This is a genomic window from Bacillus sp. EB106-06-01-XG163 (assembly GCF_058791615.1).
On the sequence record NZ_JBYTDS010000020.1, the window covers coordinates 1 to 26,714 of the forward strand.

The 26,714-nt window shown below is 44.9% G+C and carries 26 protein-coding genes; 17 read left to right on the forward strand and 9 right to left on the reverse strand.

Annotated elements, in window-relative coordinates; genetic code table 11:
* Window positions 1-286: 286 nt before the first annotated feature.
* The 7 genes from gyrA to dnaA all read right to left on the reverse strand — a co-directional run bounded on the left by gyrA (window position 287) and on the right by dnaA (window position 9,337).
* Window positions 287-2,746: a DNA gyrase subunit A gene (gyrA, locus tag AC3WTF_RS18120; RefSeq protein WP_015239009.1), complete on the reverse strand. Its 2,460-nt coding sequence runs from the start codon at window positions 2,744-2,746 to the stop codon at window positions 287-289.
* A 215-nt stretch (window positions 2,747-2,961) separates the two neighbouring features.
* Window positions 2,962-4,878 carry a DNA topoisomerase (ATP-hydrolyzing) subunit B gene (gene gyrB / locus AC3WTF_RS18125; protein ID WP_014720600.1) on the reverse strand — a complete coding sequence of 639 codons (1,917 nt, stop codon included), beginning with the start codon at window positions 4,876-4,878 and terminating at the stop codon, window positions 2,962-2,964.
* Between the two features lie 56 nt (window positions 4,879-4,934).
* Window positions 4,935-5,180 carry an extracellular matrix regulator RemB gene (gene remB, locus AC3WTF_RS18130; protein WP_004392908.1) on the reverse strand — a complete coding sequence of 82 codons (246 nt, stop codon included), beginning with the start codon at window positions 5,178-5,180 and terminating at the stop codon, window positions 4,935-4,937.
* 17 nt (window positions 5,181-5,197) lie between these two features.
* Complete coding sequence (recF, locus tag AC3WTF_RS18135; protein ID WP_007409910.1) at window positions 5,198-6,310, reverse strand: DNA replication/repair protein RecF; 1,113 nt, start codon at window positions 6,308-6,310, stop codon at window positions 5,198-5,200.
* Between the two features lie 15 nt (window positions 6,311-6,325).
* Window positions 6,326-6,541: a ribosome maturation protein RlbA gene (gene rlbA, locus AC3WTF_RS18140; protein ID WP_004392910.1), complete on the reverse strand. Its 216-nt coding sequence runs from the start codon at window positions 6,539-6,541 to the stop codon at window positions 6,326-6,328.
* A gap of 134 nt (window positions 6,542-6,675) precedes the next feature.
* Window positions 6,676-7,812: a DNA polymerase III subunit beta gene (dnaN, locus tag AC3WTF_RS18145; protein WP_014416704.1), complete on the reverse strand. Its 1,137-nt coding sequence runs from the start codon at window positions 7,810-7,812 to the stop codon at window positions 6,676-6,678.
* Between the two features lie 184 nt (window positions 7,813-7,996).
* Window positions 7,997-9,337 (reverse strand): chromosomal replication initiator protein DnaA, encoded by a 1,341-nt coding sequence (gene dnaA, locus AC3WTF_RS18150; protein ID WP_007409908.1) that lies wholly within the window; start codon window positions 9,335-9,337, stop codon window positions 7,997-7,999.
* Between the two features lie 622 nt (window positions 9,338-9,959).
* Here dnaA and rpmH point away from each other — a divergent pair.
* From rpmH to AC3WTF_RS18200, 10 genes are all read left to right on the forward strand, one after another.
* Window positions 9,960-10,094 (forward strand): 50S ribosomal protein L34, encoded by a 135-nt coding sequence (gene rpmH / locus AC3WTF_RS18155; RefSeq protein ID WP_003178075.1) that lies wholly within the window; start codon window positions 9,960-9,962, stop codon window positions 10,092-10,094.
* A 153-nt stretch (window positions 10,095-10,247) separates the two neighbouring features.
* Window positions 10,248-10,598 carry a ribonuclease P protein component gene (rnpA, locus tag AC3WTF_RS18160; RefSeq protein ID WP_004392944.1) on the forward strand — a complete coding sequence of 117 codons (351 nt, stop codon included), beginning with the start codon at window positions 10,248-10,250 and terminating at the stop codon, window positions 10,596-10,598.
* A gap of 160 nt (window positions 10,599-10,758) precedes the next feature.
* Window positions 10,759-11,508, forward strand: a complete 750-nt coding sequence (gene spoIIIJ / locus AC3WTF_RS18165) for a YidC family membrane integrase SpoIIIJ (RefSeq protein WP_007409906.1) — start codon at window positions 10,759-10,761, stop codon at window positions 11,506-11,508.
* A complete protein-coding gene (gene jag, locus AC3WTF_RS18170; protein ID WP_015418654.1) occupies window positions 11,505-12,146 on the forward strand; it encodes an RNA-binding cell elongation regulator Jag/EloR in 642 nt (213 codons plus the stop codon). The genes spoIIIJ and jag overlap by 4 nt, the downstream gene beginning before the upstream one ends.
* A gap of 289 nt (window positions 12,147-12,435) precedes the next feature.
* On the forward strand, window positions 12,436-13,815 hold the full coding sequence (mnmE, locus tag AC3WTF_RS18175; protein ID WP_007409903.1) for a tRNA uridine-5-carboxymethylaminomethyl(34) synthesis GTPase MnmE: 1,380 nt from the start codon (window positions 12,436-12,438) through the stop codon (window positions 13,813-13,815).
* Between the two features lie 16 nt (window positions 13,816-13,831).
* A complete protein-coding gene (gene mnmG / locus AC3WTF_RS18180; protein ID WP_007615086.1) occupies window positions 13,832-15,718 on the forward strand; it encodes a tRNA uridine-5-carboxymethylaminomethyl(34) synthesis enzyme MnmG in 1,887 nt (628 codons plus the stop codon).
* 13 nt (window positions 15,719-15,731) lie between these two features.
* Window positions 15,732-16,451: a 16S rRNA (guanine(527)-N(7))-methyltransferase RsmG gene (rsmG, locus tag AC3WTF_RS18185; protein WP_076851331.1), complete on the forward strand. Its 720-nt coding sequence runs from the start codon at window positions 15,732-15,734 to the stop codon at window positions 16,449-16,451.
* A 121-nt stretch (window positions 16,452-16,572) separates the two neighbouring features.
* On the forward strand, window positions 16,573-17,424 hold the full coding sequence (gene noc / locus AC3WTF_RS18190; RefSeq protein WP_007409900.1) for a nucleoid occlusion protein: 852 nt from the start codon (window positions 16,573-16,575) through the stop codon (window positions 17,422-17,424).
* Window positions 17,425-17,722: 298 nt separating this feature from the next.
* Complete coding sequence (gene soj / locus AC3WTF_RS18195) at window positions 17,723-18,484, forward strand: sporulation initiation inhibitor protein Soj (RefSeq protein ID WP_007409899.1); 762 nt, start codon at window positions 17,723-17,725, stop codon at window positions 18,482-18,484.
* Window positions 18,477-19,328, forward strand: coding sequence for a ParB/RepB/Spo0J family partition protein (locus tag AC3WTF_RS18200; protein WP_004392966.1), 852 nt, complete (start codon window positions 18,477-18,479; stop codon window positions 19,326-19,328). The genes soj and AC3WTF_RS18200 overlap by 8 nt, the downstream gene beginning before the upstream one ends.
* A 29-nt stretch (window positions 19,329-19,357) precedes the next feature.
* On the opposite strand, the gene yyaC is transcribed toward AC3WTF_RS18200, so the two are convergent.
* On the reverse strand, window positions 19,358-19,972 hold the full coding sequence (yyaC, locus tag AC3WTF_RS18205; protein ID WP_004392969.1) for a spore protease YyaC: 615 nt from the start codon (window positions 19,970-19,972) through the stop codon (window positions 19,358-19,360).
* Between the two features lie 173 nt (window positions 19,973-20,145).
* A complete protein-coding gene (locus AC3WTF_RS18210) occupies window positions 20,146-20,649 on the reverse strand; it encodes a GNAT family N-acetyltransferase (RefSeq protein WP_492314325.1) in 504 nt (167 codons plus the stop codon).
* Window positions 20,650-20,792: 143 nt separating this feature from the next.
* Between AC3WTF_RS18210 and AC3WTF_RS18215 the strand changes: the two genes are divergently transcribed.
* The 7 genes from AC3WTF_RS18215 to rpsR all read left to right on the forward strand — a co-directional run bounded on the left by AC3WTF_RS18215 (window position 20,793) and on the right by rpsR (window position 26,627).
* Window positions 20,793-21,818, forward strand: coding sequence for a YkvI family membrane protein (locus AC3WTF_RS18215; protein WP_088005468.1), 1,026 nt, complete (start codon window positions 20,793-20,795; stop codon window positions 21,816-21,818).
* Window positions 21,819-21,903: 85 nt separating this feature from the next.
* Entirely contained in the window at window positions 21,904-22,110 is a 207-nt protein-coding gene (locus tag AC3WTF_RS18220; RefSeq protein WP_004392973.1) for a DUF951 domain-containing protein, read from the forward strand.
* A 46-nt stretch (window positions 22,111-22,156) separates the two neighbouring features.
* Window positions 22,157-24,160, forward strand: a complete 2,004-nt coding sequence (locus AC3WTF_RS18225; protein WP_047936373.1) for a molybdopterin-dependent oxidoreductase — start codon at window positions 22,157-22,159, stop codon at window positions 24,158-24,160.
* A gap of 126 nt (window positions 24,161-24,286) precedes the next feature.
* A complete protein-coding gene (ychF, locus tag AC3WTF_RS18230; RefSeq protein ID WP_004392975.1) occupies window positions 24,287-25,387 on the forward strand; it encodes a redox-regulated ATPase YchF in 1,101 nt (366 codons plus the stop codon).
* A 111-nt stretch (window positions 25,388-25,498) separates the two neighbouring features.
* Entirely contained in the window at window positions 25,499-25,786 is a 288-nt protein-coding gene (gene rpsF, locus AC3WTF_RS18235) for a 30S ribosomal protein S6 (RefSeq protein ID WP_004392977.1), read from the forward strand.
* A 39-nt stretch (window positions 25,787-25,825) separates the two neighbouring features.
* Entirely contained in the window at window positions 25,826-26,344 is a 519-nt protein-coding gene (gene ssbA, locus AC3WTF_RS18240; protein ID WP_004392979.1) for a single-stranded DNA-binding protein SsbA, read from the forward strand.
* A gap of 43 nt (window positions 26,345-26,387) precedes the next feature.
* Window positions 26,388-26,627, forward strand: a complete 240-nt coding sequence (gene rpsR / locus AC3WTF_RS18245; protein WP_004392983.1) for a 30S ribosomal protein S18 — start codon at window positions 26,388-26,390, stop codon at window positions 26,625-26,627.
* Window positions 26,628-26,714: the final 87 nt, after the last annotated feature.

Below are 26,714 nucleotides of genomic sequence, written 5' to 3' on the forward strand. Positions count from 1 at the left end.
GACTACGCACATCGCTGTGCGATTTATTTAAAACTTTGAATTAACAGGTACGTTTTGTCTTGTTTAGTTTTCAAAGAACTTTGTTGCTTCTCTCGAAGCGACCTCTTAATCATAACATTTTCAGTTTGCTAGGTCAATACTTTTTAAAAAAATATTTTCGCTAGGCTTGCCTTTCTATTAAAAAGACAACAAAAATGATTATATCAGCATCATCACTATGTGTCAAAGCTTTTTTTCATTTCTTTATATAGTAAAAGCGCAGCCTGCTACAGCTGCGCTTCTACGTTTATACTTCTTCCGTTTCTTCCGGCTCTTCTTCATTCTTTTCCACAAGCGCCACAGTGGCTACATGCTCTTGATCAGACATGCGGATCAGACGGACGCCTTGTGTTACGCGTCCCGTAGTGGAAATATCATTAATATCCATTCTGATTAACACGCCGCTTGCCGTAATAATCATTAAGTCCTCTTCGCCTTTTGTTGCTTTCACGGTTACTAACGGACCGTTGCTGTCAGTGATTTTACATGTTTTAAGGCCTTTTCCGCCCCTGCTTTGAACTCTGTATTCTGAAGCCGGTGTGCGTTTGCCGTAGCCGTTTTCTGTCACTATGAGGACATGGGAGTCTTCTTCAAGAATCTCCATGCCTACCACGACATCATCGTCTGTCAGCGTGATGCCTTTAACACCCGCAGCTGTGCGTCCCATTTGTCTTACATCTGCTTCAGGGAAACGGATCAGCAAACCGTTCTTCGTTCCGATGATGATTTGTTTCTTGCCGTCAGTCAGGCGGACGGCCATCAGTTCATCGTCTTCCCGGAGACCTAGGGCGATCAGCCCGTTATTCCGTATATTCGCAAACTGGGACAGTGCCGTACGTTTCGACACCCCTTGTTTGGTCGTAAAGAAGAGGTATTGCTCCTCATCAAACGTGCTGACCGGAATAATAGCATTAATCCATTCGCCTTTTTCAACCTCCAGAAGGTTAATAATCGGAATGCCTTTTGCCGTACGGCCGTATTCAGGGATTTCATATCCTTTAGAACGGTATACCTTCCCTTTATTAGAGAAGAACAGGATCGTATCGTGCGTTGATGTGGAAATTAAGTGTTCCACAAAGTCATCTTCATTCGTTCCCATTCCCTGTACGCCTTTTCCGCCCCGTTTTTGGCTGCGGTATGTGGACGCCGGGAGACGTTTAACATAGCCGTTATGGGTCAGTGTGATGACGATATTTTCTCTCTCGATAAGATCTTCATCTTCAATTGTTTCAAGACCGGACGTCACGATTTCAGTGCGTCTCTCATCATTGAAACGCTCTTTGATTTCATTGAGCTCTTCACGAATGATCTCAAGAACTCTTGCTTCATTGGCTAAAATATCTTTCAGCTCGGCGATAAGCGCAACAAGTGATTGATATTCCTCTTCAATCTTTTCGCGCTCCAGACCGGTTAATCGCTGAAGGCGCATATCCAGAATGGCTTGCGCTTGTTTTTCAGTCAGTGAGAATTGTTCGATCAAACCTGTTCTCGCAATTTCAGCCGTCTGGGAATTGCGGATAAGAGAAATAACGGCATCTAAATGATCGAGAGCAATTCTTAAACCTTCCAGAATGTGAGCTCTCGCTTCCGCTTTGCGGAGTTCGTAAGCCGTTCTGCGCCGGATCACAACCTTTTGGTGATCAAGATAATGCTCCAGACATTGTTTCAGGCTTAGTACCTTCGGCTGTCCGTCAACGAGCGCCAGCAGGTTGATTCCGAAAGACGTCTGCAGGGCCGTTTGTTTGTACAGGTTATTCAAAATGACGTGAGCATTGGCGTCACGGCGAATCTCAATGACGATTCTCATTCCGTTACGGTCGGATTCGTCACGCAGATCCGTAATTCCTTCGATTTTTTTGTCCCGGACAAGATCTGCGATTTTTTCAATTAATCTCGCTTTGTTCACCTGATAAGGAAGTTCCGTGACAATAATTCTTTCTTTTCCCGATGATGTCTCTTCGATTTCAGCCTTAGCCCGGATCGTAATGGATCCCCGTCCGGATTCATATGCCTTGCGGATGCCGCTCCGGCCTAAAATCTGACCTGCAGTCGGAAAATCCGGGCCCGGGATGTATTCCATCAGCTCCTGGTTTGTAATCTCAGGATTCTCACTTACGGCAAGCACGCCTTCAATGACTTCCCCAAGCTGATGCGGAGGAATATTTGTCGCCATTCCGACCGCAATACCGGCAGCTCCGTTGACGAGCAGATTCGGAAATCTCGAAGGCATGACGACAGGTTCTCTTTCTGCGCCGTCATAGTTATCTTGATAATCAATCGTATCTTTCGTAATGTCCCGGAGGATTTCCATTGCGATTTTTGACATTCTCGCTTCTGTGTAACGCATCGCGGCCGCTGAGTCGCCGTCAACCGAACCGAAGTTGCCGTGTCCGTCAACAAGCATGTAGCGGTAGTTAAAATCCTGCGCCATTCTGACCATTGATTCGTAAACCGCTGAGTCACCGTGCGGGTGGTACTTACCGATAACTTCACCGACGATACGGGCAGATTTTTTATATGGTTTGTCACTGGTCATGCCTAAATCATTCATTGCGTACAAAATCCGCCTGTGAACCGGCTTCAGACCGTCACGCACATCCGGAAGCGCCCGGGAGACGATAACGCTCATTGCATAGTCCAGGAAGGATGTCCGCATTTCCTGACTGATATTGACTTCACGTACTTGTGGTGTGTTTTGTTCACTCATTAAAAAAACCTCCCTGAAGTATCACATGAAATAATGTGGGAGTAGATTGTCCATTATGATCTTCAATACGATTTCACTATTCTCCATTATATCAATAAACTTGTGTTTATACACATTAATTTAGTAGAATATACGGGTTTTGCGGGTTTTCAGAGGCTTTAGAAGCCGCTTTGAGAAAAAAGCCTTATTTCTTAACGAAAATAAGGCTTTCTTGGTTAAATATCAAGATTTTTCACGTATCTGGCGTTTGCTTCTATGAAGTTTCTCCGCGGTTCTACTTTGTCACCCATCAGCATTTCAAAAGTCTCGTCAGCGTCCATTGCATCTTCAAGATTGACTTGCAGAAGCGTTCTGGTCGCAGGGTCCATTGTCGTTTCCCAAAGCTGAGTCGCGTTCATTTCTCCAAGACCTTTATAACGCTGGAGGCCGGGCTTAGGTGATTGCGGAAGCTCTTTTAACAGCTCATCAAGCTGCTTATCGTTATAAGCGTATTCCACCCGTTTTCCCTGCTGCACTTTATAAAGCGGCGGCTGGGCAATGTAGACATAGCCGTTTTCGATGATTTCCCGCATGTATCTGTAGAAGAACGTTAATAAAAGCGTTCTGATGTGGGCGCCGTCAACATCGGCATCCGTCATGATGACCACTTTATGATAACGCGCTTTTTCAAGATTAAAATCTTCTCCGATTCCTGTTCCGAGAGCCGTGATCATTGATCTGACCTCATTGTTTGAGAGGATCTTATCAAGTCTGGCTTTCTCAACGTTCAGAATCTTACCGCGCAGCGGCAGAATAGCTTGGAAATGACGGTCCCGTCCTTGTTTCGCTGATCCGCCCGCAGAGTCACCCTCTACGATATACAGCTCGGAAATGCTCGGATCTTTAGAAGAACAGTCCGCCAGTTTGCCCGGCAGATTGGAAATCTCAAGCGCACTTTTGCGCCGGGTCAATTCCCGTGCTTTTTTCGCTGCCATCCGCGCTCTTGCGGCCATTAAACCTTTTTCAACGATTTTGCGGGCTGAGTCCGGATTTTCAAGAAGGAATGTTTCCAGCGCAGAAGAAAACAGCGTATCAGTGATCGTTCTCGCTTCGGAGTTGCCGAGCTTGGTTTTCGTCTGCCCTTCGAATTGCGGATCAGGGTGCTTAATTGAAATAATGGCAGTCAGCCCTTCTCTCACATCATCCCCGCTTAAATTCGGATCATTTTCTTTGAAAATCCCTTTTCTTCTTGCATAGTCGTTTATGACACGGGTCAGACCGGTTTTAAATCCGGCTTCGTGCGTCCCGCCTTCGTATGTGTTGATATTATTCGTGAAAGAATAAATATTGCTTGTATAGCTGTCGTTGTATTGCAATGCAACTTCAACCGTTATGCCGTCTTTCTCGCCTTCGATATAAATCGGCTCTTCATGAACGACTTCTTTGGAACGGTTTAAGTACTCAACATAGCTTTTGATTCCGCCTTCGTAGTGGTACTCGTTTTTCCGTTCTTGTCCTTCACGTTTGTCTTCAATCGTGATGTTTACGCCTTTTGTCAGGAAGGCCAATTCCCGGACACGGTTTGAAAGCAGATCATAGTCGTATACGGTTGTTTCTTTGAAGATTTCCGGATCCGGAACGAAGTGCGTAATCGTTCCGGTCTTATCAGTATCACCGATCACTTCAAGATCGGCCACAGGTACACCGCGCTCGTACGCCTGATAGTGGATTTTTCCGTCACGATGAACCGTAACGTCAAGAGTGGTCGACAAGGCGTTTACGACAGATGCCCCTACACCGTGAAGACCGCCGGATACTTTATATCCGCTTCCGTCAAATTTACCGCCGGCGTGGAGAACGGTCATGATGACTTCAACCGCAGGGCGGCCCATCTTCTCCTGGATACCGACCGGAATTCCGCGCCCGTTGTCCTTAACGGTAATGCTGTTATCTTTTTCAATCTCGATGTTAATATCTGTACAATAACCGGCCAGGGCTTCGTCAATACTGTTGTCGACGATTTCCCACACCAAGTGGTGAAGGCCTTTGCTGTTAGTTGATCCGATGTACATCCCCGGTCTCTTTCGAACAGCTTCCAAACCTTCTAATACCTGTATCTGATTCTCATCATAACTATTTTGCTGCTGTTCCATAGCCATGCACATTCACCTACACTTTTCTTAAACGATATATTCATTGTAAAGATCCGCTAAGAATCTATTTCTAACATAAATTGCGCACGTTTCTTCAGTGTGCCGGAAGATAAGGGAGAGTAATATATATTCTCAGTCGTGACTACGATAGACTTTGGCGTGCCGTTTACGGACGGCACTACTTTTTCTTTCTGTCTGTCCAGAAATTCTTCAACGATCGGCGATACATTGACCTTGCAGTCAAAAATGCCGACGATATCGCGTGTTGAAACGACAAAGTCGTCACCTAAATGAATATACAATCGCTCACCTCATTTCTTCACTTCACTAACGTACCGTTTTCCACACGGAACATTCCTGCTTGATGTAAGGTATCGTGGTCAATGCCATCCACGCTTGTCGTGGTGACAAATGTCTGCACACGGCCTTGGATCGTATGAAGCAAATGGGACTGTCGGTAATCATCCAGCTCGCTTAGTACATCATCCAAAAGTAAAATGGGGTATTCTCCGATTTCTTCATGAATCAAATCTATTTCGGCCAGCTTCAAAGACAAAGCCGTCGTACGCTGCTGTCCCTGCGAACCGTACGTCTGCACATCGCGTCCGTTCACATAAAAAAGGACATCATCCCGATGCGGTCCGAATAATGTGACGCCTCGTTCTATTTCTTTTTCTTTTAATTTCGAAAAAGACTCCTGGTAGCTGTTACCTATTTTCGACAAATCTTTGGGATCTGATACATCAAGCGCCGTGTGGTACTTAAGCGTCAGTTCTTCAAGTCCCCGGGAAATGCCGGAATGGATCGGCTGCGCCCATTTTTCAAGCTGCGCCGTAAACTGCAGACGTTTGGCGACAACTTTTGCGGCTGCTTCAATCAGCTGATCAGTGAGAACGTCAAGCATGGTCCGGTCAGTCTGTTTCCGGCTTTGCAGCTGTTTCAGAAAATGATTCCGCTGTGAAAGGATTTTTTGATAAAGAGATAAATCATACAGATAAACGGCAGAAACCTGCCCGATCTCCATATCGAGAAATCTCCTCCTCACCTGGGGGCTTCCTTTGACGAGATTTAAATCCTCAGGGGCAAACATAATGGTGTTCAGCGCTCCGACATACTGACTGAGTTTTTGCTGCTCTATATGATTGACCTTGCCCTTTTTACCTTTTTTGGAGATGACAAGCTGCATCGGGATGTCCCCGTTTCGCTTCATCACTCTTCCTTCTATTTTAGCATAGTCTTCGTCCCACCGTATAAGTTCTTTGTCATTTGAGGTGCGGTGTGATTTTGCCATCGAAAGGACATAGATGGCTTCCATCAGATTGGTTTTGCCTTGGGCATTTTCCCCGATGATCACATTCACCTTGTTTTCGAATTGAAGCTCAGCGCGCTCATAATTACGGTAGGATGTTAATTCTAAATTTTGGATATACAACCGCTGTCACCCGCTTTAATTGACGACTTGAAATGAACCAAATCCTTCAATCGCGACCACGTCTCCAACGTAAAGCTTTCTGCCGCGGCGATTGTCAGGTTCATTGTTGACAGTCACCTCATGCTCGCTCAGAAACCACTTCGCCATGCCGCCGGACTGAATCACATCGGCTAATTTTAAAAACTGGCCAAGCGTAATCATTTCTGTATCAATCGAAATCGGATTTGCCATAATATCGACCTCTTTCAAATATCACTAATATCTAATTGTACTAAAAAATCCTGAAATAAGGAAAGGGAAAACTTGAGGGAGCGGCTGATGAATAGAAAAGCTGCCGAACTAAGCCGGCAGCACATTCTGTTTGATTAATACGTTCTGACCGGAAGGATGAGCTGAACGATGGTTTCATCATTCGGCGTACGGATAAGAAACGGTCTCATCGCTCCCGTAAAACTGATACGGATGTCCGCTCCTTCAAGTACTTTCAGTGCGTCCATCATATATTTTGGACTGAATGAAATATTTAATTCCTCGCCGTCAATCTGGTCAGCCAGCACAGCTTCGACCACTTTCCCGATTTCCGGAGAATTTGATGAAATCTCCAGCGAATCCGCCGGTTTGGCAGAAAGCTTTACAACGTTGTTGCGGCCTTCTCTCGCCAATAAAGAAGCACGGTCTATCGCCTGTAAAAATTCCTTCGTGTTCACGACGATTTCCGTTTTGCTTTCCTGCGGAATTAAGCTGGTCGTGTCCGGATAGTTTCCGTCAAGCAATCTTGAGAAGAACAATACGTTTTTCGCTTTGAACAGAACTTGGGTTTCTGTAATGACGATATCAACCAGTTCTTGGTTGTCATCAAGAATTTTGCTCAGCTCGGTTAAGCTTTTCCCAGGAATGACCACGTTATAAGAGCTGTCTTCCGGAATATCAAGCTTCGCCTTTCTTAAAGCGAGTCGGTGGCTATCCGTGGCAGTGCATAATAATTCACCGTTTTCGACTTTCCAGTTTACACCTGTCAAGATAGGGCGTGTTTCTGAGGCGGACACAGCGAACACGGTTTGGCGAATCAGGTTTTTCAAAAGATCCGTCGGAATCTGAATGGCGTGATGCTCTTCGATTTGCGGCAGATGCGGATATTCATCTGCATCAAGGCCGTTTAAATTAAATTCGGCTTTTCCGGAACGGATAATCGTTAAATATTGATTTTGAACTTCGATTTCAACAGTCGCCATCGGAAGTTTTTTAACGATTTCGCTGAAGAAACGGGCTTGCAGCACGATACTTCCCGGCTGATCGATCGTCACGATTTCTTTATCATCTTCTTCTTTCGGAATGAATGACTCGATTGAAATATCAGAGTCACTTCCTGTGAAAGATACTCCTTCATCTGAGGCGACGATCTTAATACCGGTGAGAATGGGAATTGTGGTTCTGGATGAAACGGCTTTTAGAACGTCTTGTACACTTTCGACTAAACGATCTTTTTGAATCGTAAATTTCATGTTTATCCTCCTAACGGATAATATAATTAATATATTTTAAAAATAGCAGTAGTAATAGTAGGGCCTGTGGATTTGTGGATAAGTTGTGAAAAAGACAGGAAACACAGCCTATCCACATGTGGACAGACTGTGTATGGCTATGAAAAAGTTATTCACACTTTCCCCGATTCATCCGAGGGCACTATTATTTAAGCAGTTCTTTTATTTCTTTCACCTGCTGCTGAAGCTGCTCGTCATCAATCAGCAGTTTTGAAATCTTTTCATGGGCGTGAATGACGGTTGTATGGTCTCTGCCGCCAAATTCTTCCCCGATTTTAGGCAAAGAAGAATCCGTCATTTCTCTTGAAAGATACATCGCAATTTGTCTTGGGAACGCCACGGATTTCGTGCGCTTTTTCGCTTTGAAATCTTCAAGCTTAATGTTGAACTGCTGTCCGACAATCCGCTGAATCTCTTTTATCGTAATGACCTTCGGCTTAGAAGACGGAATAATATCTTTCAATGCTTCTGCAGCCAGGTCTGCGTTAATGTCTTTATTGATTAAGGATGAATAGGCGACAACCCGGATTAATGCCCCTTCCAGTTCGCGGATGTTGCTGTCAATCTGATTCGCGATGTAAAGCATGACCTCGTTCGGAATATCAAGACCTTCCGCCTTCGCTTTTTTTCTCAGGATGGCAATCCGCGTTTCCAGATCCGGCGGTGTGATATCCGTAATCAATCCCCATTCGAACCGCGAACGCAGGCGGTCTTCAAGGGTTGGGATCTCTTTCGGCGGTCTGTCGCTGGAAATCACGATTTGTTTGCTTTCTTCATGAAGCGTGTTGAATGTATGGAAAAACTCTTCCTGTGTTTGTTCTTTTCCGGCTAAAAATTGAATATCATCTATCAAAAGTACATCAACGTTCCGGTAGCGGTTGCGGAAATCAACGGCTTTATTATCGCGGATTGAGTTGATGAATTCATTTGTGAATTTTTCAGAAGACAGGTACACCACTTTGGCTGAAGGATTATGATCAATGACATAATGGCCGATCGCGTGCATTAAGTGGGTTTTTCCTAAGCCGACTCCCCCGTATATAAATAAAGGGTTGTACGCTTTAGCGGGTGCTTCCGCCACAGCCAGTGATGCTGCATGGGCGAATCGGTTTCCCGATCCGATGACGAATGTGTCGAATGTATATTTCGGGTTGAGCATGCTTTGGGGAAAATCAGACGGTTCCTCTTTTGCCGCTTTTTTCACTTGCGGTTTCGGTAAAAAGTTTTCTTCGTCCTGATTTTGAGGAATGACAAATTTGACGCTCAATTCTTCCCCGGTTAATTCGTATATGGTATCTGCAATGAGATGTAAGTACCTGGACTCCAGCCAGTCTCTGGCAAATTCATTGGGAGCGGTGATGGTTAAGGTATCCCCTTGCAGCGAATGGGCTTTCGTCGACTTCATCCAAGTTTCGAAACTCGGTTTGCTTAGCTTTTTCTCAATTTGAGCTAGAGCTTGATTCCAAAGATCCAATATATTCTCCATTATCCGGCACAGCCCTCCTTTTCTTTAAAAATCAGCGCCCTTTCCCTGTTATAGAACACAAAAAAAGAGCATATGGCTCTGACCATTCGTACACACGAAATGTTGAAAACATATAGTATAGTAGAAAAACAGCTTTTCGACAAATTCCACAAGTTGTGGACAACAATCTACACAAGCTGTGTGAAAACAATCCACAACTTATCCACAGTTTGTGGATAAAGAGAATGGGCTGGATAAGTAATTAAGAGTTAAAACACAAATATAATATCAAATTAAGCGAGGACTTGCAATGGTTCTCGTAATCTTATCCACAAACCTGACAACTTGTTGAAAAATCTTTGTCCACAGGGGTTAGCAATGTGAAAATGTTGTCGATAACGGCTGTGGATATTAAAAAAAGGCCAAAAAACTATCCACATGTCGTTTTTTCGGGGGAGCGCGGCTTTTTTTTTTGCGTTAAAAAAAGGAATATGAAAAATAAGGTTTCTAAACTGGTTAAGGTATGTTATCCTATTATGGTTGTAAGAAATAAAAGCACTGCTGAAGTTGACAATGAATAGGCAGCACAAATATAATAAGTAAGACTGTCTTTAACAGCTATTCCTCGAGGGAGGTGTCATAAATGAAAAGAACATTCCAACCGAATAACCGTAAACGCAGTAAAGTTCATGGCTTCAGAAGCCGTATGAGTTCAAAAAACGGTCGTCTAGTATTAGCACGCCGTCGCCGCAAAGGCAGAAAAGTATTATCAGCTTAGGCCACTGAATAATGTCAGTGGTCTTTTTTCACATTAAGAGAGTGAGATGTCATGCGTCGCCCGGTACTGGAGAAATTTCTTCAGTATTCCGGCGGCCCGTTTTTTTTAGATAGAAATAAAAGTTTCTGCGAGTGAATATCGGAGTGAATTAAAGTGAAGAAGCGAAATCGGTTAAAGAAAAATGAAGATTTTCAAAAAGTGTTTAAACGCGGAACGTCTATGGCAAACCGCCAGTTCGTGCTGTATACGCTTGATCAGCCGAAACAGGAAGAGCTCCGGGTAGGGCTTTCTGTCAGTAAAAAAATCGGCAATGCCGTCGTGCGCAATCGGGTGAAGCGGTTAATCAGACAGGCTGTTCAGGAGGAAAAAGAGCTGCTCAAGCCGAAAGATTTTATTATTATCGCAAGAAAACCCGCCGGCGACCTCAGTTTTGAAGAAACGAAAAAGAGTCTGCAGCACTTATTCAGAAAAACCTCATTATATAAGAAATCTTCGTCAAAATAGCTCATATTTTGTTTTCTTCACGTTTTTAAAAGCGCTTCCTTTTATTTGGCGAAAAATGAACGCCATTTGAAACTGAAAGATGCTAAAATACATACAAGGTTCATAAAGATTGGTATAGGAGGAAACGTTCTTGAAAAGGAGAATATGGTTACTACTGAGTATGGTCGGTATGCTCGTGCTGCTGGCCGGGTGCTCGAGTGTGAAAGAGCCGATTACGGCGAATAGTCCGCATTTCTGGGACAAATATGTTGTGTATCCATTGTCAGAAGTCATTACGTACGTAGCGAAACTGACGGGCGATAACTATGGTTTATCGATCATCATCGTTACGATTTTAATTCGTCTGCTGATTCTGCCGCTGATGATCAAGCAGCTTCGAAGCTCAAAAGCGATGCAGGCGCTGCAGCCTGAAATGCAGAAGCTCAGAGAAAAATACAGCTCTAAAGATCAAAAAACGCAGCAGAAGCTTCAGCAGGAAACGATGGCCCTGTTTTCAAAGCACGGGGTAAACCCGCTGGCGGGATGTTTCCCGATCCTGATTCAAATGCCGATTTTGATCGGATTCTACCACGCCATTATGCGTACGCAAGCCATATCACAGCACAGCTTTTTATGGTTTGATTTAGGAGAGAAGGATCCTTACTATATTCTTCCTATCGTTGCCGGTGTGGCCACTTTTGTCCAGCAGAAGCTGATGATGGCCGGAAATCCGACTCAGAATCCTCAAATGGCAATGATGGTATGGATTATGCCGATCATGATCATCGTATTTGCGATCAACTTCCCGAGCGCGCTTTCTCTGTATTGGGTAGTCGGAAACCTGTTTATGATTGCTCAGACATTCCTTATTAAAGGACCTGACATTAAACACGATCCGGAAACGCAGAAAGCGGGAGGAAAGAAAAAGTGAAGAAGGTGACTGCTGCGGGACGGAATGTCGAAGAAGCAGTTCAATCAGGCCTTCAGGAACTTCAACTGACGAAAGATCAAGTAGAAATAACGGTGGTGCAAGAAGAATACAAAGGGTTTTTGGGTATTTTCGGAAAAAAGAATGCGATCGTAGAACTGGAAGAGAAAAAAAATCCTGTTCATGAAGCGAAAGTGTATTTGGAAGAAATCATCCATTCCATTGCCGGACCTTCTGAGATTGTTACGGAAGAAAACAAGAAAACAGTCTGTTTTCACATTAAAGGTGAAAAAGCGGCGCTGCTTATTGGCAAAAGAGGACAAACACTCAATGCCCTGGAAACATTGACGCAGCTTGTTTTGAACCGCGGCTCCGGCCAGTATCGCCAAGCCGTTGTCGACGCTGAGAATTATCGGCGGAAAAGAAGAGAAATTCTGGAGCAGCTGGCAAACAGGCTGGCCAAGCAAGTGTCGAAAACGAAAAAAGATGTGCATTTAGAACCGATGCCGTCAGGTGAAAGAAAAATCATCCATGACGCGCTGTCAAAGCATCCAAATATCAAAACGTTTTCTACCGGTGAAGGCCGATACCGCCATCTCGTTATTTCCCATAAAGATAGCAGAAAACCGAAGTCCGGGTAAAATCGGAACTTCGGTTTTTTTATTGGTAAAAATGGCTCTATTCCTAAGCAGAATCGCACTTTTCGCGTTTAAGTTTTTTCTTTTTCGGTCTATGCTGTTGATAAAAAAGGTTTTAGGAAATAAAATTAATTGTTATTCACATGTGGATAAGTTAAAGTAATAAGGGATGAATTTCTGCCTTTGTGGATAACGTATCTTCCACTTCAAACCAAACTATGTTATCTTTTAATTTTGGCGTAAATAAAATTTTTTATATAGATGGAAACAGAGATAAAGAGAGGTGAACAGCATGGATACAATTGCAGCGATTTCAACTCCGATGGGTGAAGGCGCGATCGCGATCGTTCGGCTGAGCGGCCCGGAAGCCGTAAAGATCGCCGACAAAATGTACAAGGGTCCGAAAGGCAAAACGCTCAGTTCGGCAGAATCGCATACCATTCATTACGGGCATATCGCGGACAGCACGACGGGACGGATTATTGAGGAAGTCATGGTGTCTGTTTTAAGAGCGCCCAGAACATTCACAAGGGAAGATGTCATTGAAATCAACTGTCACGGGGGTATTGTGACGGTTAATCAGGTGCTCCAGCTTGCTTTAAGAGAAGGTGCGAGACTGGCAGAACCCGGTGAGTTTACGAAGCGCGCATTTTTAAACGGACGGATTGACCTATCACAGGCAGAAGCGGTGATGGATCTGATCAGGGCCAAAACGGACCGTGCCATGAATGTCGCCATGAACCAGATGGAAGGACGGCTTTCCGCGCTTGTCCGCCGTCTGCGTGATGAGTTGTTAGAAACACTTGCCCATGTTGAGGTTAATATAGATTATCCGGAATATGATGACGTCGAAGAAATGACGCATCAGCTTTTAGTGGAGAAGGCAAGCGGCGTGAAGAAAGAAATCGAGGCGCTGCTCCGTACGTCTGAGCAGGGAAAAATTTTGCGTGAGGGACTGTCTACCGTGATCATCGGCCGTCCGAACGTCGGAAAATCCTCTCTGCTTAACAGCCTTGTCCATGAAACGAAGGCGATCGTAACCGATATTCCGGGAACGACGCGTGATGTGATTGAGGAATATGTCAATGTCCGAGGCGTGCCGCTTCGGCTTGTCGATACCGCCGGAATCCGTGAGACAGAAGACATCGTCGAAAGAATCGGTGTGGAACGGTCACGGCAGGTTCTGAAGGAAGCGGATCTCATTTTGCTTGTGCTTAACCACAGCGAAGAGCTTTCTGAAGAAGATGTGAAATTGTTTGAAGCGGTTGAGGGAATGGATGTCATTGTCATTATGAATAAGACGGACCTTGAGGCTAAGATTGACGCTGAGCGCGTCAAGGAACTGGCGAAAGGCCGGCCTGTCGTCACGACCTCATTGCTGAAAGAAGAAGGCATTCAAGATTTAGAGGAAGCGATTCAGTCGCTATTTTATACAGGAGCGATCGAAAGCGGAGATCTCACCTATGTCAGCAACACCCGTCATATCTCGATTCTGCATCAGGCAAAGCAAGCGATTGATGATGCGCTGAACGGAATTGAACAGGATGTTCCGATTGATATGGTGCAAATTGATTTGACAAGGTGCTGGGAGCTGCTGGGCGAAATCATCGGTGATGCCGTCCACGAAAGCTTAATTGATCAGCTCTTTTCACAATTTTGTTTAGGTAAATAAAAGGGAGGAAAAAACCATGGGGTATGAAGCAGGCCAATACGACGTGATTGTCATCGGCGCCGGGCATGCCGGTGTTGAGGCTGCCCTCGCATCCGCGCGCCAGGGAGCCAAAACGCTTGTTTTGACGATCAATCTTGATATGGTTGCGTTTATGCCATGTAATCCGTCTGTCGGCGGCCCCGCGAAAGGGATTGTCGTCCGCGAAATTGACGCGCTCGGCGGAGAAATGGCTAGAAATATAGATAAAACTCATATTCAAATGAGAATGCTGAATACAGGAAAAGGTCCGGCCGTACGGGCGCTGCGTGCGCAGGCGGATAAATTCCAATATCAGCACGAAATGAAGCATACGCTGGAAAAAACACCGAATTTGACACTTCTTCAAGGGATTGCCGAGCGTTTAATCATTGAAGACGGGGAGTGCCGCGGTGTCATTACGCAAACCGGTGCTGAATATAAGGCAAAAACGGTCGTGCTGACAACCGGAACGTATTTAAGAGGGCGGATCATTCTCGGTGATCTGTCTTACTCAAGCGGTCCGAATAACCAGCAGCCGTCTATTAAACTTTCTGAGCACTTAGAGGAGCTCGGTTTTGATCTCGTCCGTTTTAAAACGGGCACGCCTCCTCGTGTCTCAAGCGATTCCATTGATTACAGCAAAACAGAAATCCAGCCGGGGGACCCGGTTCCGCGCGCTTTCTCATATGAAACGGTTGAATACATTACCGATCAGCTGCCTTGCTGGCTGACTTACACGAGTCCTGAGACTCATGAGATCATCGACAGCAACCTGCATCGTTCGCCAATGTATTCCGGTATGATTAAAGGAACGGGACCGAGATACTGCCCTTCGATTGAAGATAAAGTCGTTCGGTTTAATGATAAACCGCGTCATCAGATTTTCCTTGAGCCGGAAGGCAGAAATACGCAGGAAGTATACGTTCAAGGTTTATCCACGAGTCTTCCTGAGGACGTGCAGCAGCGGATGCTGGCGACCATTCCGGGACTGGAAAAGGTGCAGATGATGAGAGCCGGATACGCGATTGAGTATGACGCGATTGTACCGACGCAGCTCTGGCCTACACTGGAGACGAAAAAAATCCCTAACCTGTACACGGCCGGTCAAATTAACGGTACATCAGGTTATGAGGAAGCAGCCGGGCAAGGAATTATGGCAGGGATCAACGCAGGCCGCAAAGCGCTTGGAAAAGAAGAAGTGATCCTCAGCCGTTCCGATGCTTATATCGGTGTATTGATTGATGATTTGGTAACGAAAGGAACCAATGAACCGTACCGTCTGCTGACTTCACGGGCGGAATACAGACTGCTGCTCCGTCACGACAACGCGGATCTTCGTCTGACGGAAATCGGCCACGATATCGGCTTAATTTCTGATGAGCGCTATGAAGCGTTTGAGAAGAAAAAAGCGGCGATCGAGGCAGAGAAAAAACGTCTCTGGTCTGTTATTATCAAGCCGTCTCCTGAGAATCAGGAATATATCCGTTCACTCGGCGGAAGCGAGCTGAAAGACGGAGTGCGCGGCACAGATTTAATGAAACGTCCGGAAATGAACTATGAAACAGTGACAAAACTTGCGCCTGCAGATTCTCCGGTTCCGCAAGATGTGGCGGAACAAGTGGAAATTCAGGTGAAATATGAAGGATATATCGAAAAATCCTTGCAGCAAGTGGAAAAGCTGAAGAAAATGGAAAACAAAAAAATCCCTGATCGGATTGATTATGACGCCATTAAAGGAATTGCTACTGAAGCCCGTCAAAAGCTGAAAGAAGTGCGTCCTTTATCAGTTGCTCAAGCGTCCCGTATTTCCGGCGTCAATCCGGCAGACATTTCAATCCTGCTGGTATACCTGGAGCAGGGCCGTATTGCCAAGGTAGCTGAATAGAAAGGATGACGGCATGAATATAGAGGAATTTACATCCAGTTTAGCGGAGAAAGGGATTTCCCTTTCTGACCGCCAGCTGGAGCAATTCGAGTTGTATTACCGGATGCTCGTGGAATGGAACGAAAAAATGAATCTGACATCCATCACTGAGAAAAAGGAAGTTTATCTCAAGCATTTTTATGATTCGATAACGGCGGCATTTTATATTGATTTTGAAAAGGTCACCACTCTTTGTGATGTCGGCGCCGGCGCCGGTTTTCCAAGCCTGCCCATCAAAATCTGTTTCCCGCATCTGCATGTCACCATCGTCGATTCACTGAATAAGCGGATTACGTTTTTGGAAACTCTCTCTGATACTTTACAATTAGAGCATACGACATTTGTCCATGACAGAGCGGAGACATTCGGACAACGGAAAGACGTACGGGAAAGCTTCGATCTCGTGACGGCCCGTGCGGTGGCGCGTCTGTCGGTCCTGAGTGAGCTTTGTCTGCCGCTGGCCAAGAAAAACGGCGTATTTGCGGCACTAAAAGCAGCAGCAGCTGATGAAGAGCTGAAAGCGGGGCAAAAGGCGATTAAAGTATTGGGAGGAGAGCTTGAACAAGTTCATTCCTTTACACTTCCTGTTGAAGAAAGTGAACGGAACATCATGATCATTCGCAAGACGAAAAGCACTCCGAAAAAATATCCGAGAAAACCGGGTACTCCAAATAAATCGCCAATTGAAGGGTAATTTAGACAGCCTGATGTGACAATTCCATCATATTTTCTGCAAAATTGATGAAGATACAGCAGGAAAAACCATGAGAAAATAGAATTATAAAAATGGCAGTTTTTAAAGGTGGTGTAGGTACATGAAGCATTCATTCTCTCGTTTCTTCGGGTTTGGTGAGAAGGAAGAGGAACCGGAGATAGCTGAGCATGATACAAACAAAGAAGAGATACTCGAAATACCGGTACATGCTATCGTTCCCAACCGTTTTCAGCCACGCACCATTTTCTCAGATGAAAAAATCAAAGAGTTAGCAATGACTATCCATACACACGGCATCATTCAGCCGATTGTTGTCAGACATACAGAAGATGAAGGACAATATGAGCTCATTGCGGGTGAAAGGCGCTGGAGAGCGGTACAGACGCTTGAATGGGAGAAGATTCCCGCAATTATTAAAGATTTTTCTGATACGGAAACAGCATCTGTCGCTTTGATTGAAAACCTGCAAAGGGAAGAATTGTCCTCCATTGAGGAAGCTCATGCGTACGCAAGGCTGTTAGAACTTCATGATTTAACACAGGAAGCCTTGGCGCAGCGCTTAGGAAAAGGCCAGTCAACGATTGCGAACAAGCTCCGATTGTTAAAGCTCCCGGAACCCGTCCAGGATGCGATTATGGAGAAAAAAATTACGGAACGTCATGCAAGAGCACTGATTCCGCTCAAACAGCCGGAGTTTCAGGTCACATTGCTTGCGGAAATCATTGAGAAAAGCTTAAACGTTAAGCAGACGGAAGACAGAGTGGTGAAAATGCTTGAACAGAATAAGCAGAAACCAAAGCCGAGACGCAAAGCGTTCAGCAGGGATACAAGAATTGCGATGAATACGATTCGTCAGTCACTGTCTATGGTAGAAGACAGCGGCGTCAGGCTGAACACTGAAGAAGAAGAATTTGAAGAGTACATCCAGCTTACCATTCGGATACCTAAATAAAAACTCTCCTGATCAGCAGGGGAGTTTTTATTTTAATCAAAAAACTATTTTGAGATAATGATAGATTTATTGTGCACTATACATTATTTATGTAAAATTTTATCTTTTTGTGTCGTGAATTGTCTTTTTACAGTCAAAAAAGTCACTTTATCGGAGAACTTATATTAGAAAGTGTCTTTTTCGTTTACATTTTTTTCACTTGCTGATAAACAAATTATGAAAAAAATAAAACGCTTTACTCTTTTTTTGATAAGATAGAAACAAGACAGTACATGTTCATGTGAAGGTAGGTGACATCGTGGGAAAAATCATAGCAATTACGAACCAAAAAGGCGGAGTCGGGAAGACGACGACTTCTGTTAATCTGGGGGCTTGCTTGGCTTACATAGGTAAAAGGGTTCTTCTTGTTGATATTGATCCGCAGGGCAATGCAACGAGCGGATTAGGGATTGAAAAAGCCGATGTGGATCATTGTGTGTACGACATTTTAGTAGATGATGCAGATGTTACAGATATTATTAAACCGACTTCAGTAGAGAACTTAGATGTCATTCCGGCCACGATCCAGCTTGCGGGAGCGGAAATCGAATTGGTTCCGACGATCTCACGGGAGGTCAGGCTGAAAAGAGCATTAGAATCAGTGAAACAAAATTACGATTACATGATTATTGATTGTCCTCCGTCTCTCGGGTTATTAACGATTAATGCGCTTACCGCTTCAGATTCAGTCGTTATCCCGGTTCAGTGCGAATACTACGCTCTTGAAGGATTGAGTCAATTATTAAATACAGTTCGGCTTGTGCAAAAACATTTAAATACCGACTTAATGATAGAAGGAGTGCTTCTGACGATGCTTGATGCCAGAACGAATCTCGGCATTCAAGTGATAGAAGAGGTAAAGAAATACTTTAGAGATAAAGTGTATCAAACCATTATTCCTCGAAATGTCCGTTTAAGTGAGGCGCCGAGTCACGGCAAGCCGATCATATTATACGATCCGCGTTCGAGAGGTGCGGAAGTATATTTAGATTTAGCAAAGGAAGTGGCAGCGAATGGCTAAAGGCGGGCTCGGAAAAGGGATTAACGCGTTGTTTAATCAGGTTGATTTGTCTGAAGAGACAGTGGAAGAGATTAAAATCAGTGATTTGCGCCCCAATCCTTATCAGCCAAGAAAACAATTTGACGATGAGTCATTAGCTGAACTGAAGGAATCCATCATTCAGCATGGCATTCTTCAGCCCATTATCGTGAGAAAATCATTGAAGGGCTATGATATTGTAGCCGGCGAACGCCGTTACCGCGCCGCAAAACTTGCCGGTAAAGAGACAGTGCCGGCCATCGTGCGGGATTTATCTGAATCGCTGATGCGGGAAATCGCTCTTTTGGAAAACCTTCAGCGTGAAGACTTATCACCGCTTGAAGAAGCTCTGGCATATGACTCACTGCTGAAGCATTTGGATTTAACCCAGGAACAGCTCGCTAAACGGCTCGGAAAAAGCAGGCCTCATATTGCCAACCATTTAAGACTGCTGACGCTGCCGGAAAGCATCCAGAACCTCATTGCAGAAGGTACGTTATCCATGGGACACGGCAGAACCTTGCTTGGTTTGAAAAATAAAAACAAGCTTGAACCGCTTGTGAAGAAAGTGGTTGAAGAACAGCTGAACGTCCGTCAGCTTGAGCAGCTGATTCAGCAGTTAAACAACAATGTTCCACGTGAAACAAAGAAAAAAGAACCTGTCCAAGATGTGGTGTTAAAAGAGCGGGAATCGTATTTGCAAAATTACTTCGGAACAACAGTAAATATAAAGAGACAAAAGAAAAAAGGGAAGATTGAGATTGAGTTTTTCTCAAATGAAGATCTTGAACGTATCCTAGAACTATTGTCTGAAAGAGAAGCGTAAAAACCATCTTTTAAAAAAAAGATGGTTTTTTATATACGTCTTGTCAGCTTATGAAATGGACTGAGCCGTTCCTGCCGGCCTTCTGATTTATCTGTCAGCTGTAACCCCTCTGCTAAAACATTTGCCATGCTCATAACAAGATGAAGCCTCGTATTCTGCAGGACAAAATACTCCATAAACCCGCTGACATTGACGATTCCATTGATATGGACGTCACCGATTTCAGGAAGGTCTTTTTGAACACCTGCTCCGGGCTTCAGCGGCCCATCGCCGATTTGAAATGACCCTACGCTTTTGACGCGGCCTAAACAAGCATCAACCGCTATAATAAACGGATTTTTATGTAGATGTTGAATATCTTTCAGCTTGTCTTTCATATTGACGGCGTGAACAGGATCTGACAGCGTGCCGTAAACGTGCAATCTGCCTAAATTCATTTTTTCTAACTTTGTTCCTACGAGCGGACCTAATGAATCTCCGGTCGACCGATCTGTGCCGATACACACGGTGACTAACGGTCTGCCGGCTGCTTTACGTAAAGATGAAGTAAGGATCGCTTGTATTTGATTCGCAGCAGAAGAATCCGTATGAGATACATATTGTTTTGCCCGTTCTTGAGAAAAAAGCCCGCCTTTTCGATTCATAAGGTTCACTTCCTTGTCATGTCATACGAGTATTACATTGTTGTTTTTGGTGTTGTATGGTTGTTTACAGTATATCCAGCGCTTCCTTTTTTTATGCTTAAGCGTGATCAGCATGCCGGTTGTTTGAAAAGAGCGGGATAGAAAAAAGAACCCAGAGCGATTGTTCTCTAAGTTCATGAAAGAAATAAGACCATTTGATCTACATCAACATATCGCTGATGATCTAATTTCAGCGCTCTTTTTTCTGTAGAGAAGAGGATAAATCCTAACTGGGCGTAGAGTTTTTTTGCGGGTTCATTTGTTGAGGTAACAGAGAGATGGAGCTGTTCTGTGTCCTTCATCTTTTTTGCACGGCTGATGGCTTCCGTCATTAAAGCTTTTCCCGCGCCTGACCCTCGGTGTTTGGGGGAAATATACATAGAACCGATAACCGCAATGTGTCTTAGTTTAAACAGCGGATGCTTGGAGATCTTGAGGATTCCTATCAGTCTGTCTTGTTCAAAGGCGCCAAGCACGATGGCATTGCCGGCTTCAAGCCTGGCTTTGAATTTTTCGGACGGCCATTCTTTCTCCTCCTCATAGCTGACGGCGAATGCGTCGGGGTGATCTTTTAAAGCTTTGAGCCTGATATCGGAGTAAGGCTGGGTATCACTTGCGGTTAAACGCCTGATGTACATGATTTGAGCTCCTTATATAAATAAAATTTTCTGAATAGTTAATCGTCGTTATCATACCATATTTGTCCCATTTGTATGAATGTTTGCCGCTGTCACTCAATATAGTAGCAATATGCGGAGATGATCAGAAATTTTATGAGGTGATGAGGGTGTGGAGAGCCGGGATGAAGTGGATGCTGCTCATATTAAGCAGCCAGATTGGGGCTGGGTATGCAAGCGGGCAGGAAATATGGCAGTTTTTCGGTGTTGAAAGCGGACTGGCTATTGTATTGTTTACAGTCATGTTTACGATTTCGGCTTATATTGTGTTGAAGATCAGCTATCGGGTTCAATCAACGCACTTTTTACCTGTGCTTGAGCATCTGATGGGGCCGGCTCTTGCTAAAGTCTATGATGTGCTTATTATGTTTTATTTGTTTTCAATGACGATGGTTATGATTGCCGGCGGCGGTGTGACGCTGCAAATGTACAAGCTGCCGTTTTGGATCGGTATTTTTCTTCTTTGCATTGTGACCGTCGGTTTATTCTTTTGGGATATAAAAGGAATATTATCTCTGAATAGTATTTTGATACCGATTCTTGTAGCGGGGCTGTTATATGCATTGGTCTTTTTTCAGACAACCCATCATTACACGTGGACGATAGATTTGACCCGCCAGTATAATTGGCCGGCAAGCATTACCTTCACGTCCTTAAACATCCTTTCTGTTGTCGCTGTTCTTTCTTCAATCGGGAAAGATATGAAGGGACTGGGAGAAGCGAAAATCGCAAGCGTTGCAAGCGGGCTGATTTTCGGTATGATTTCATTTGTTTACAATGAAACGCTTGTACAGCTTTCAGGCAGTCTTACACAATATGAGATTCCTCTTTTCGCCGTCCTTGAAGGCGCTCCTTATCCGTTATTTCTTTGTATGGCCGCCGTGCTTTTTTTAGCCATCTATACGACAACCGTGACCGGTCTGTTCGGGCTGTCCAGCCGCATGCTTGCATTTGTGAAATTGCCGAGATGGACGCTCGTATCTCTTCTTTTAGCTGTGATGGTGCCTTTTACGACAATCGGTTTTTCAGATTTGATCGCCATTTTATATCCTATTTACGGGCTTTTAAGTCTTTATTTGCTGGTATGTCTTCTTCTTTACCCTATTTTAGGGAGATGGAAAAAAGTATAATGCTCATTTTGAGTGCGGCCGTTGCTCTTATCCTGTTTTTTTTTGTACAATAAATAAAGCAGTCTATGGAGAGAGGTGAAGGGTCTTGGCGGATAAAGACTTTGGCCTGAATGATATTGTTGAAATGAAGAAACCGCATCCTTGCGGTGAAAACAGGTGGAAAATCATTCGGATGGGAATGGATATTCGGATTAAATGCACGGGTTGTTCCCACAGTGTCATGATTCCGAGAAGAGATTTTGAGAGAAAGCTGAAAAAAGTACTCGTCAAGCATGAGGAGCCTACATCATAAGGGCTGGCGCTCATGCTTTTTCATATAGAGGAGAGGAAGAGGCCCGATGAGCAAAGTGCATCAGTCAGCGTGCCCGCTGAATTGCTGGGACAGCTGCGGCTTTTTGGTGACAGTTGAGGATGGAAAGGTGACGAAAGTAGACGGAGACCCGAATCATCCCATTACGGAAGGGAAAATTTGCGGCCGGGGCAGAATGCTGGAGACGAAAACGAATGCGCCGGAACGGCTTCGTTTTCCTTTAAAAAAGATAGACGGCGAATTTGTCCGCATTTCCTGGGAGCAGGCGTTAGAGGAAATTGCTGAAAAAATGGCGGTGATTAAGGAGACGTTGGGCACTGCCGCAGTGCTGCACAGTCATGATTACGCCAATAACGGTCTTTTGAAGGCGCTCGACCAGCGTTTTTTCAATGGATACGGCGGTGTGACGGAGATTGCGGGCAGCATTTGCTGGGGTTCCGGCATTGAAGCGCAGCGCTGGGATTTCGGGCGTTCTTACGGGCATGGACCGCTTGATATTTATCACAGCAAGCATGTGATCGTATGGGGCAGAAACGTGTCCCGGACGAATATGCACCTCTATCATCATCTGCAGCAGGTGAAGAAAAAAGGAGCGACACTGACGGTCATTGATCCTATTTTTAACCCGACTGCCAAGCTTGCCGATCGGTATATATCCGTCAAACCCGGCATGGATGGCTGGCTTGCGGCGGGTGTTTTAAAAATATTATGCCAAACCGGCAGAACCGATTCCGATTTCATTCAAAGGCATTCGGTCGGTTTTGAAGAAATAGAAAAGCTTCTGCAGACGATTTCTATTGAGGAGATCATTGAGAAAACAGAAACGTCTTTAGAAGTGCTTGAATATCTTGCTGATTTATATGCTGACGGTCCCGCCTCCACTTTTATGGGTCTTGGGATGCAGAGATATAAAAACGGGGGCGGGACGATACGGTGGATTGACGCTTTAGCTGCGGCGAGCGGAAATGTCGGTATCAAAGGCGGCGGCGCAAACTTCGGAAATGTGCAAGTCGGTGAAAGCTTTGCAAAGGCCGAGCTCACCCGGCCTGATCTGAAGAAAAGTTCGAGAACGTTTTCGATGATGACTCAAGCCGAAGAGGCGCTGAATGCAGCCGATCCGCCGATTGAGATGATCATCGTGACGTGCGGCAATCCGCTGACACAGGTGCCGAATACAAAAAAAGTGAAGGAAGCATTTGAAAAAACACCGGTCACAGTGGCCATTGATTCGGTCATGACCGATACGGCGAAGCTCTGTGACTATGTGCTGCCGACGGCCGTTGTTTTCGAAGAGGAAGATATTTATTATTCCAGCATGTATCATCACTATGTTCAATATGGCAAGAAGCTTGCGGAACCGCAGGGAGAGGCAAAATCAGACCGCTGGATCTGGACGGAACTCGCAAAGCGTCTCGGATTCGGGGAGCTCTTTGATTACAGTACGGAAGATTTCTTAAAAATGGGGCTCTCTTCTTTGGAGAAAGAAGGAATCACCCTTGAGCAATTAAAGGAAAAAGGACATATGCCGCTTCCGGTCAAACAGGTTCCGTGGAGTGATTTTCAATTTTTAACCCCGAGCGGAAAATTTGAATTCGTCTCGTCACTGGCAGAAGAGAAAGGATACAGCGGCCTCCCTCAATTGGAGGTGCCGGAGGAGTCTGTTTATCATGACGCCGGACTGGCCGGGAAATATCCGTATACGCTGCTGTCCATTCACCCGCAGCGCTCCAATCATTCACAGCACGTACCGTTTATTGAAAAGCTTCAGCAGATTCAGGTGGATCTGTCGCCGGATATCGCCAAGGAGCTTTCACTTCAAGACGGAGATACGGCAGAGGTATACAATGACCGCGGCCGTCTGCGCGGCAGGGTGAAAATCATGAAGCAGGCTCACCCGAAGACGGTGAATATAGATGAAGGCATGTGGGCGGCATTCGGAGGCTCCGTCAACATGCTCACAAAGGATTCAAATTCCGATAATGGAATGGGAAGTACGCTTTTTGACTGTCTGGTAGCGGTTAAAAAAGGATAATCTAAGGAGAGAGAGGGCGGGAAATGCTTTTTTCTCAGCTTGTCTTTTCCTATGAACCTCCTTATAATTGCTCTAGGTTTACAATACGTTTATACGATGATGGTTTGATATAGAGGAGATGAAAGAATGGCTTTAACTGCTGGAATTGTCGGTTTGCCGAATGTCGGAAAATCGACGTTATTTAATGCAATTACCCAGGCTGGTGCCGAATCAGCCAACTACCCGTTCTGTACAATTGATCCGAACGTGGGAATCGTGGAAGTGCCGGATGAACGTCTGCAAAAGCTGACTGAATTGGTGAACCCGAAAAAAACGGTGCCGACTGCGTTTGAATTCACTGATATCGCGGGGATCGTAAAAGGCGCATCAAAAGGTGAAGGACTCGGAAATAAGTTTCTTTCTCATATCCGTCAGGTTGATGCGATCTGCCACGTTGTACGCGCATTCGCTGATGACAATATTACGCACGTGTCAGGGAAAGTCGATCCGATTGACGATATTGAAACGATCAATCTTGAATTGATTCTTGCCGACATGGAGACAGTCGAAAAACGCATCACGCGTGTAAGCAAGCTTGCAAAGCAAAAAGACAAAGAAGCGGTTTTTGAATTTGACATTCTGTCTAAATTAAAAGAAGCTTTCGAACAAGAAAAGCCTGCCCGTTCCGTTGAATTTACGGAAGAACAGCAAAAGCTTGTGAAGCAGCTTCATTTGCTTACGTCAAAACCCGTGCTTTATGTAGCAAATGTAAGCGAGGATGAAGTGGCTGATCCTTCAGATAATGAATATGTTGCGAAAATCCGGGAGTACGCCGCGGGTGAAAACGCCGAAGTTATCGTCGTCTGTGCGAAAATTGAGTCTGAAATTGCTGAATTGGAAGGCGAAGAAAAGCAAATGTTCCTTGAGGAGCTCGGCATTGAAGAATCAGGTCTTGATCAGCTGATTAAAGCGTCATACTCTCTTCTCGGCCTTGCGACATACTTTACGGCGGGCGAACAGGAAGTGCGCGCATGGACATTCAGAAAAGGCATGAAAGCTCCTGAGTGTGCGGGTATCATCCACACTGATTTTGAACGCGGCTTTATCCGCGCTGAAACGGTTGCTTATGAAGACCTTTTGGCAGGCGGCGGAATGTCCGGAGCGAAAGAAGCCGGAAAAGTGCGTCTGGAAGGTAAAGAATATGTAGTCCAAGACGGAGATGTCATTCATTTCCGATTTAATGTATAGGACACAGTTGTAAAGGGACAAGAGCTTTGGTATAATATAAACTTGTGAGTAATAGAATTATTGCTCCTTGCCCATTATAGGGCCGCTTAGACCAAAAGGAGGTGCAAACAGATGAAAAAGTACGAAGTTATGTACATTATCCGTCCGAACATTGACGAAGAGTCAAAGAAGGCAGTTATCGAGCGTTTCAACAACGTATTGACTTCTAACGGAGCGGAGATCACTGGAACAAAAGATTGGGGTAAACGTCGTCTTGCTTACGAAATCAACGATTTTCGTGACGGTTTCTACCAAATCTTAAACGTTCAGTCTGAAGCTGCAGCGGTTGCTGAATTCGACCGTTTAGCTAAGATCAGTGACGATATCATTCGCCACATCGTTGTTAAAGAAGAAGAATAAGCAATTTGAAATATATAATGTTAAAAGGTGGTCTTTCATATGCTTAACCGAGTTGTATTAGTCGGAAGACTGACAAAAGACCCAGAGCTTCGTTATACGCCAAGCGGTGCGGCTGTCGCCACGTTCACTCTTGCTGTGAATCGTACATTCACGAACCAGTCCGGAGAACGTGAAGCCGATTTCATTAATTGTGTCACTTGGAGAAGACAAGCCGAAAACGTTGCAAACTTTCTTAAAAAAGGAAGCCTTGCCGGCGTAGACGGCCGACTCCAGACAAGAAATTATGAAAACCAGCAGGGACAGCGTGTCTTCGTGACAGAAGTCCAAGCTGAAAGTGTTCAATTTCTTGAGCCTAAAAACAGCGGCGGTTCTGGATCAGGCGGATACAACGAAGGAAACAGCGGCGGAGGCCAATACTTTGGCGGAGGCCAAAATGATAATCCGTTCGGCGGAAATCAGAACAACCAGAGACGAAATCAAGGGAACAGCTTTAATGATGATCCATTTGCCAACGACGGCAAGCCGATTGACATCTCGGATGATGATCTTCCGTTCTAATAGATTATCGCTATATTCATAACGAGAAAGGTGGGAAATGACAATGGCAGGAGGACGCAGAGGCGGTCGTGCGAAACGCCGTAAGGTTTGTTACTTCACTTCTAACGGCATTACGCACATCGATTACAAAGATGTAGATCTTCTTAGAAAGTTTGTTTCTGAGCGTGGTAAAATTTTACCTCGCCGTGTAACTGGAACAAACGCGAAATACCAACGTAAATTGACTATCGCGATCAAACGCGCACGTCAAATGGCTTTACTTCCATACGTAACTGGCGAGTAAGCCGAAAAAAGAGCAAGAGCCTGCGGGCTCCTGCTCTTTTTTTATATCAGTCCCCCTCCATCCTGCCGAAATGTTTCACATGAAACA

Bases quoted from the DNA above. Each gene is read 5' to 3' on its own strand.
- mnmE (WP_007409903.1), top strand. From the start codon at position 12,436: ATGGATACAATTGCAGCGATTTCAACTCCGATGGGTGAAGGCGCGATC.
- ychF (WP_004392975.1), top strand. From the start codon at position 24,287: ATGGCTTTAACTGCTGGAATTGTCGGTTTGCCGAATGTCGGAAAATCG.
- AC3WTF_RS18200 (WP_004392966.1), top strand. From the start codon at position 18,477: ATGGCTAAAGGCGGGCTCGGAAAAGGGATTAACGCGTTGTTTAATCAG.
- AC3WTF_RS18210 (WP_492314325.1), bottom strand. From the start codon at position 20,649: ATGTACATCAGGCGTTTAACCGCAAGTGATACCCAGCCTTACTCCGAT.
- mnmG (WP_007615086.1), top strand. From the start codon at position 13,832: ATGGGGTATGAAGCAGGCCAATACGACGTGATTGTCATCGGCGCCGGG.
- ssbA (WP_004392979.1), top strand. From the start codon at position 25,826: ATGCTTAACCGAGTTGTATTAGTCGGAAGACTGACAAAAGACCCAGAG.
- gyrB (WP_014720600.1), bottom strand. From the start codon at position 4,878: ATGGAACAGCAGCAAAATAGTTATGATGAGAATCAGATACAGGTATTA.
- rsmG (WP_076851331.1), top strand. From the start codon at position 15,732: ATGAATATAGAGGAATTTACATCCAGTTTAGCGGAGAAAGGGATTTCC.
- rpmH (WP_003178075.1), top strand. From the start codon at position 9,960: ATGAAAAGAACATTCCAACCGAATAACCGTAAACGCAGTAAAGTTCAT.
- yyaC (WP_004392969.1), bottom strand. From the start codon at position 19,972: ATGAATCGAAAAGGCGGGCTTTTTTCTCAAGAACGGGCAAAACAATAT.
- rlbA (WP_004392910.1), bottom strand. From the start codon at position 6,541: ATGGCAAATCCGATTTCGATTGATACAGAAATGATTACGCTTGGCCAG.
- dnaN (WP_014416704.1), bottom strand. From the start codon at position 7,812: ATGAAATTTACGATTCAAAAAGATCGTTTAGTCGAAAGTGTACAAGAC.
- AC3WTF_RS18215 (WP_088005468.1), top strand. From the start codon at position 20,793: ATGAGGGTGTGGAGAGCCGGGATGAAGTGGATGCTGCTCATATTAAGC.
- spoIIIJ (WP_007409906.1), top strand. From the start codon at position 10,759: ATGGTCGGTATGCTCGTGCTGCTGGCCGGGTGCTCGAGTGTGAAAGAG.
- dnaA (WP_007409908.1), bottom strand. From the start codon at position 9,337: ATGGAGAATATATTGGATCTTTGGAATCAAGCTCTAGCTCAAATTGAG.
- rpsR (WP_004392983.1), top strand. From the start codon at position 26,388: ATGGCAGGAGGACGCAGAGGCGGTCGTGCGAAACGCCGTAAGGTTTGT.
- gyrA (WP_015239009.1), bottom strand. From the start codon at position 2,746: ATGAGTGAACAAAACACACCACAAGTACGTGAAGTCAATATCAGTCAG.
- noc (WP_007409900.1), top strand. From the start codon at position 16,573: ATGAAGCATTCATTCTCTCGTTTCTTCGGGTTTGGTGAGAAGGAAGAG.
- AC3WTF_RS18225 (WP_047936373.1), top strand. From the start codon at position 22,157: ATGAGCAAAGTGCATCAGTCAGCGTGCCCGCTGAATTGCTGGGACAGC.
- rpsF (WP_004392977.1), top strand. From the start codon at position 25,499: ATGAAAAAGTACGAAGTTATGTACATTATCCGTCCGAACATTGACGAA.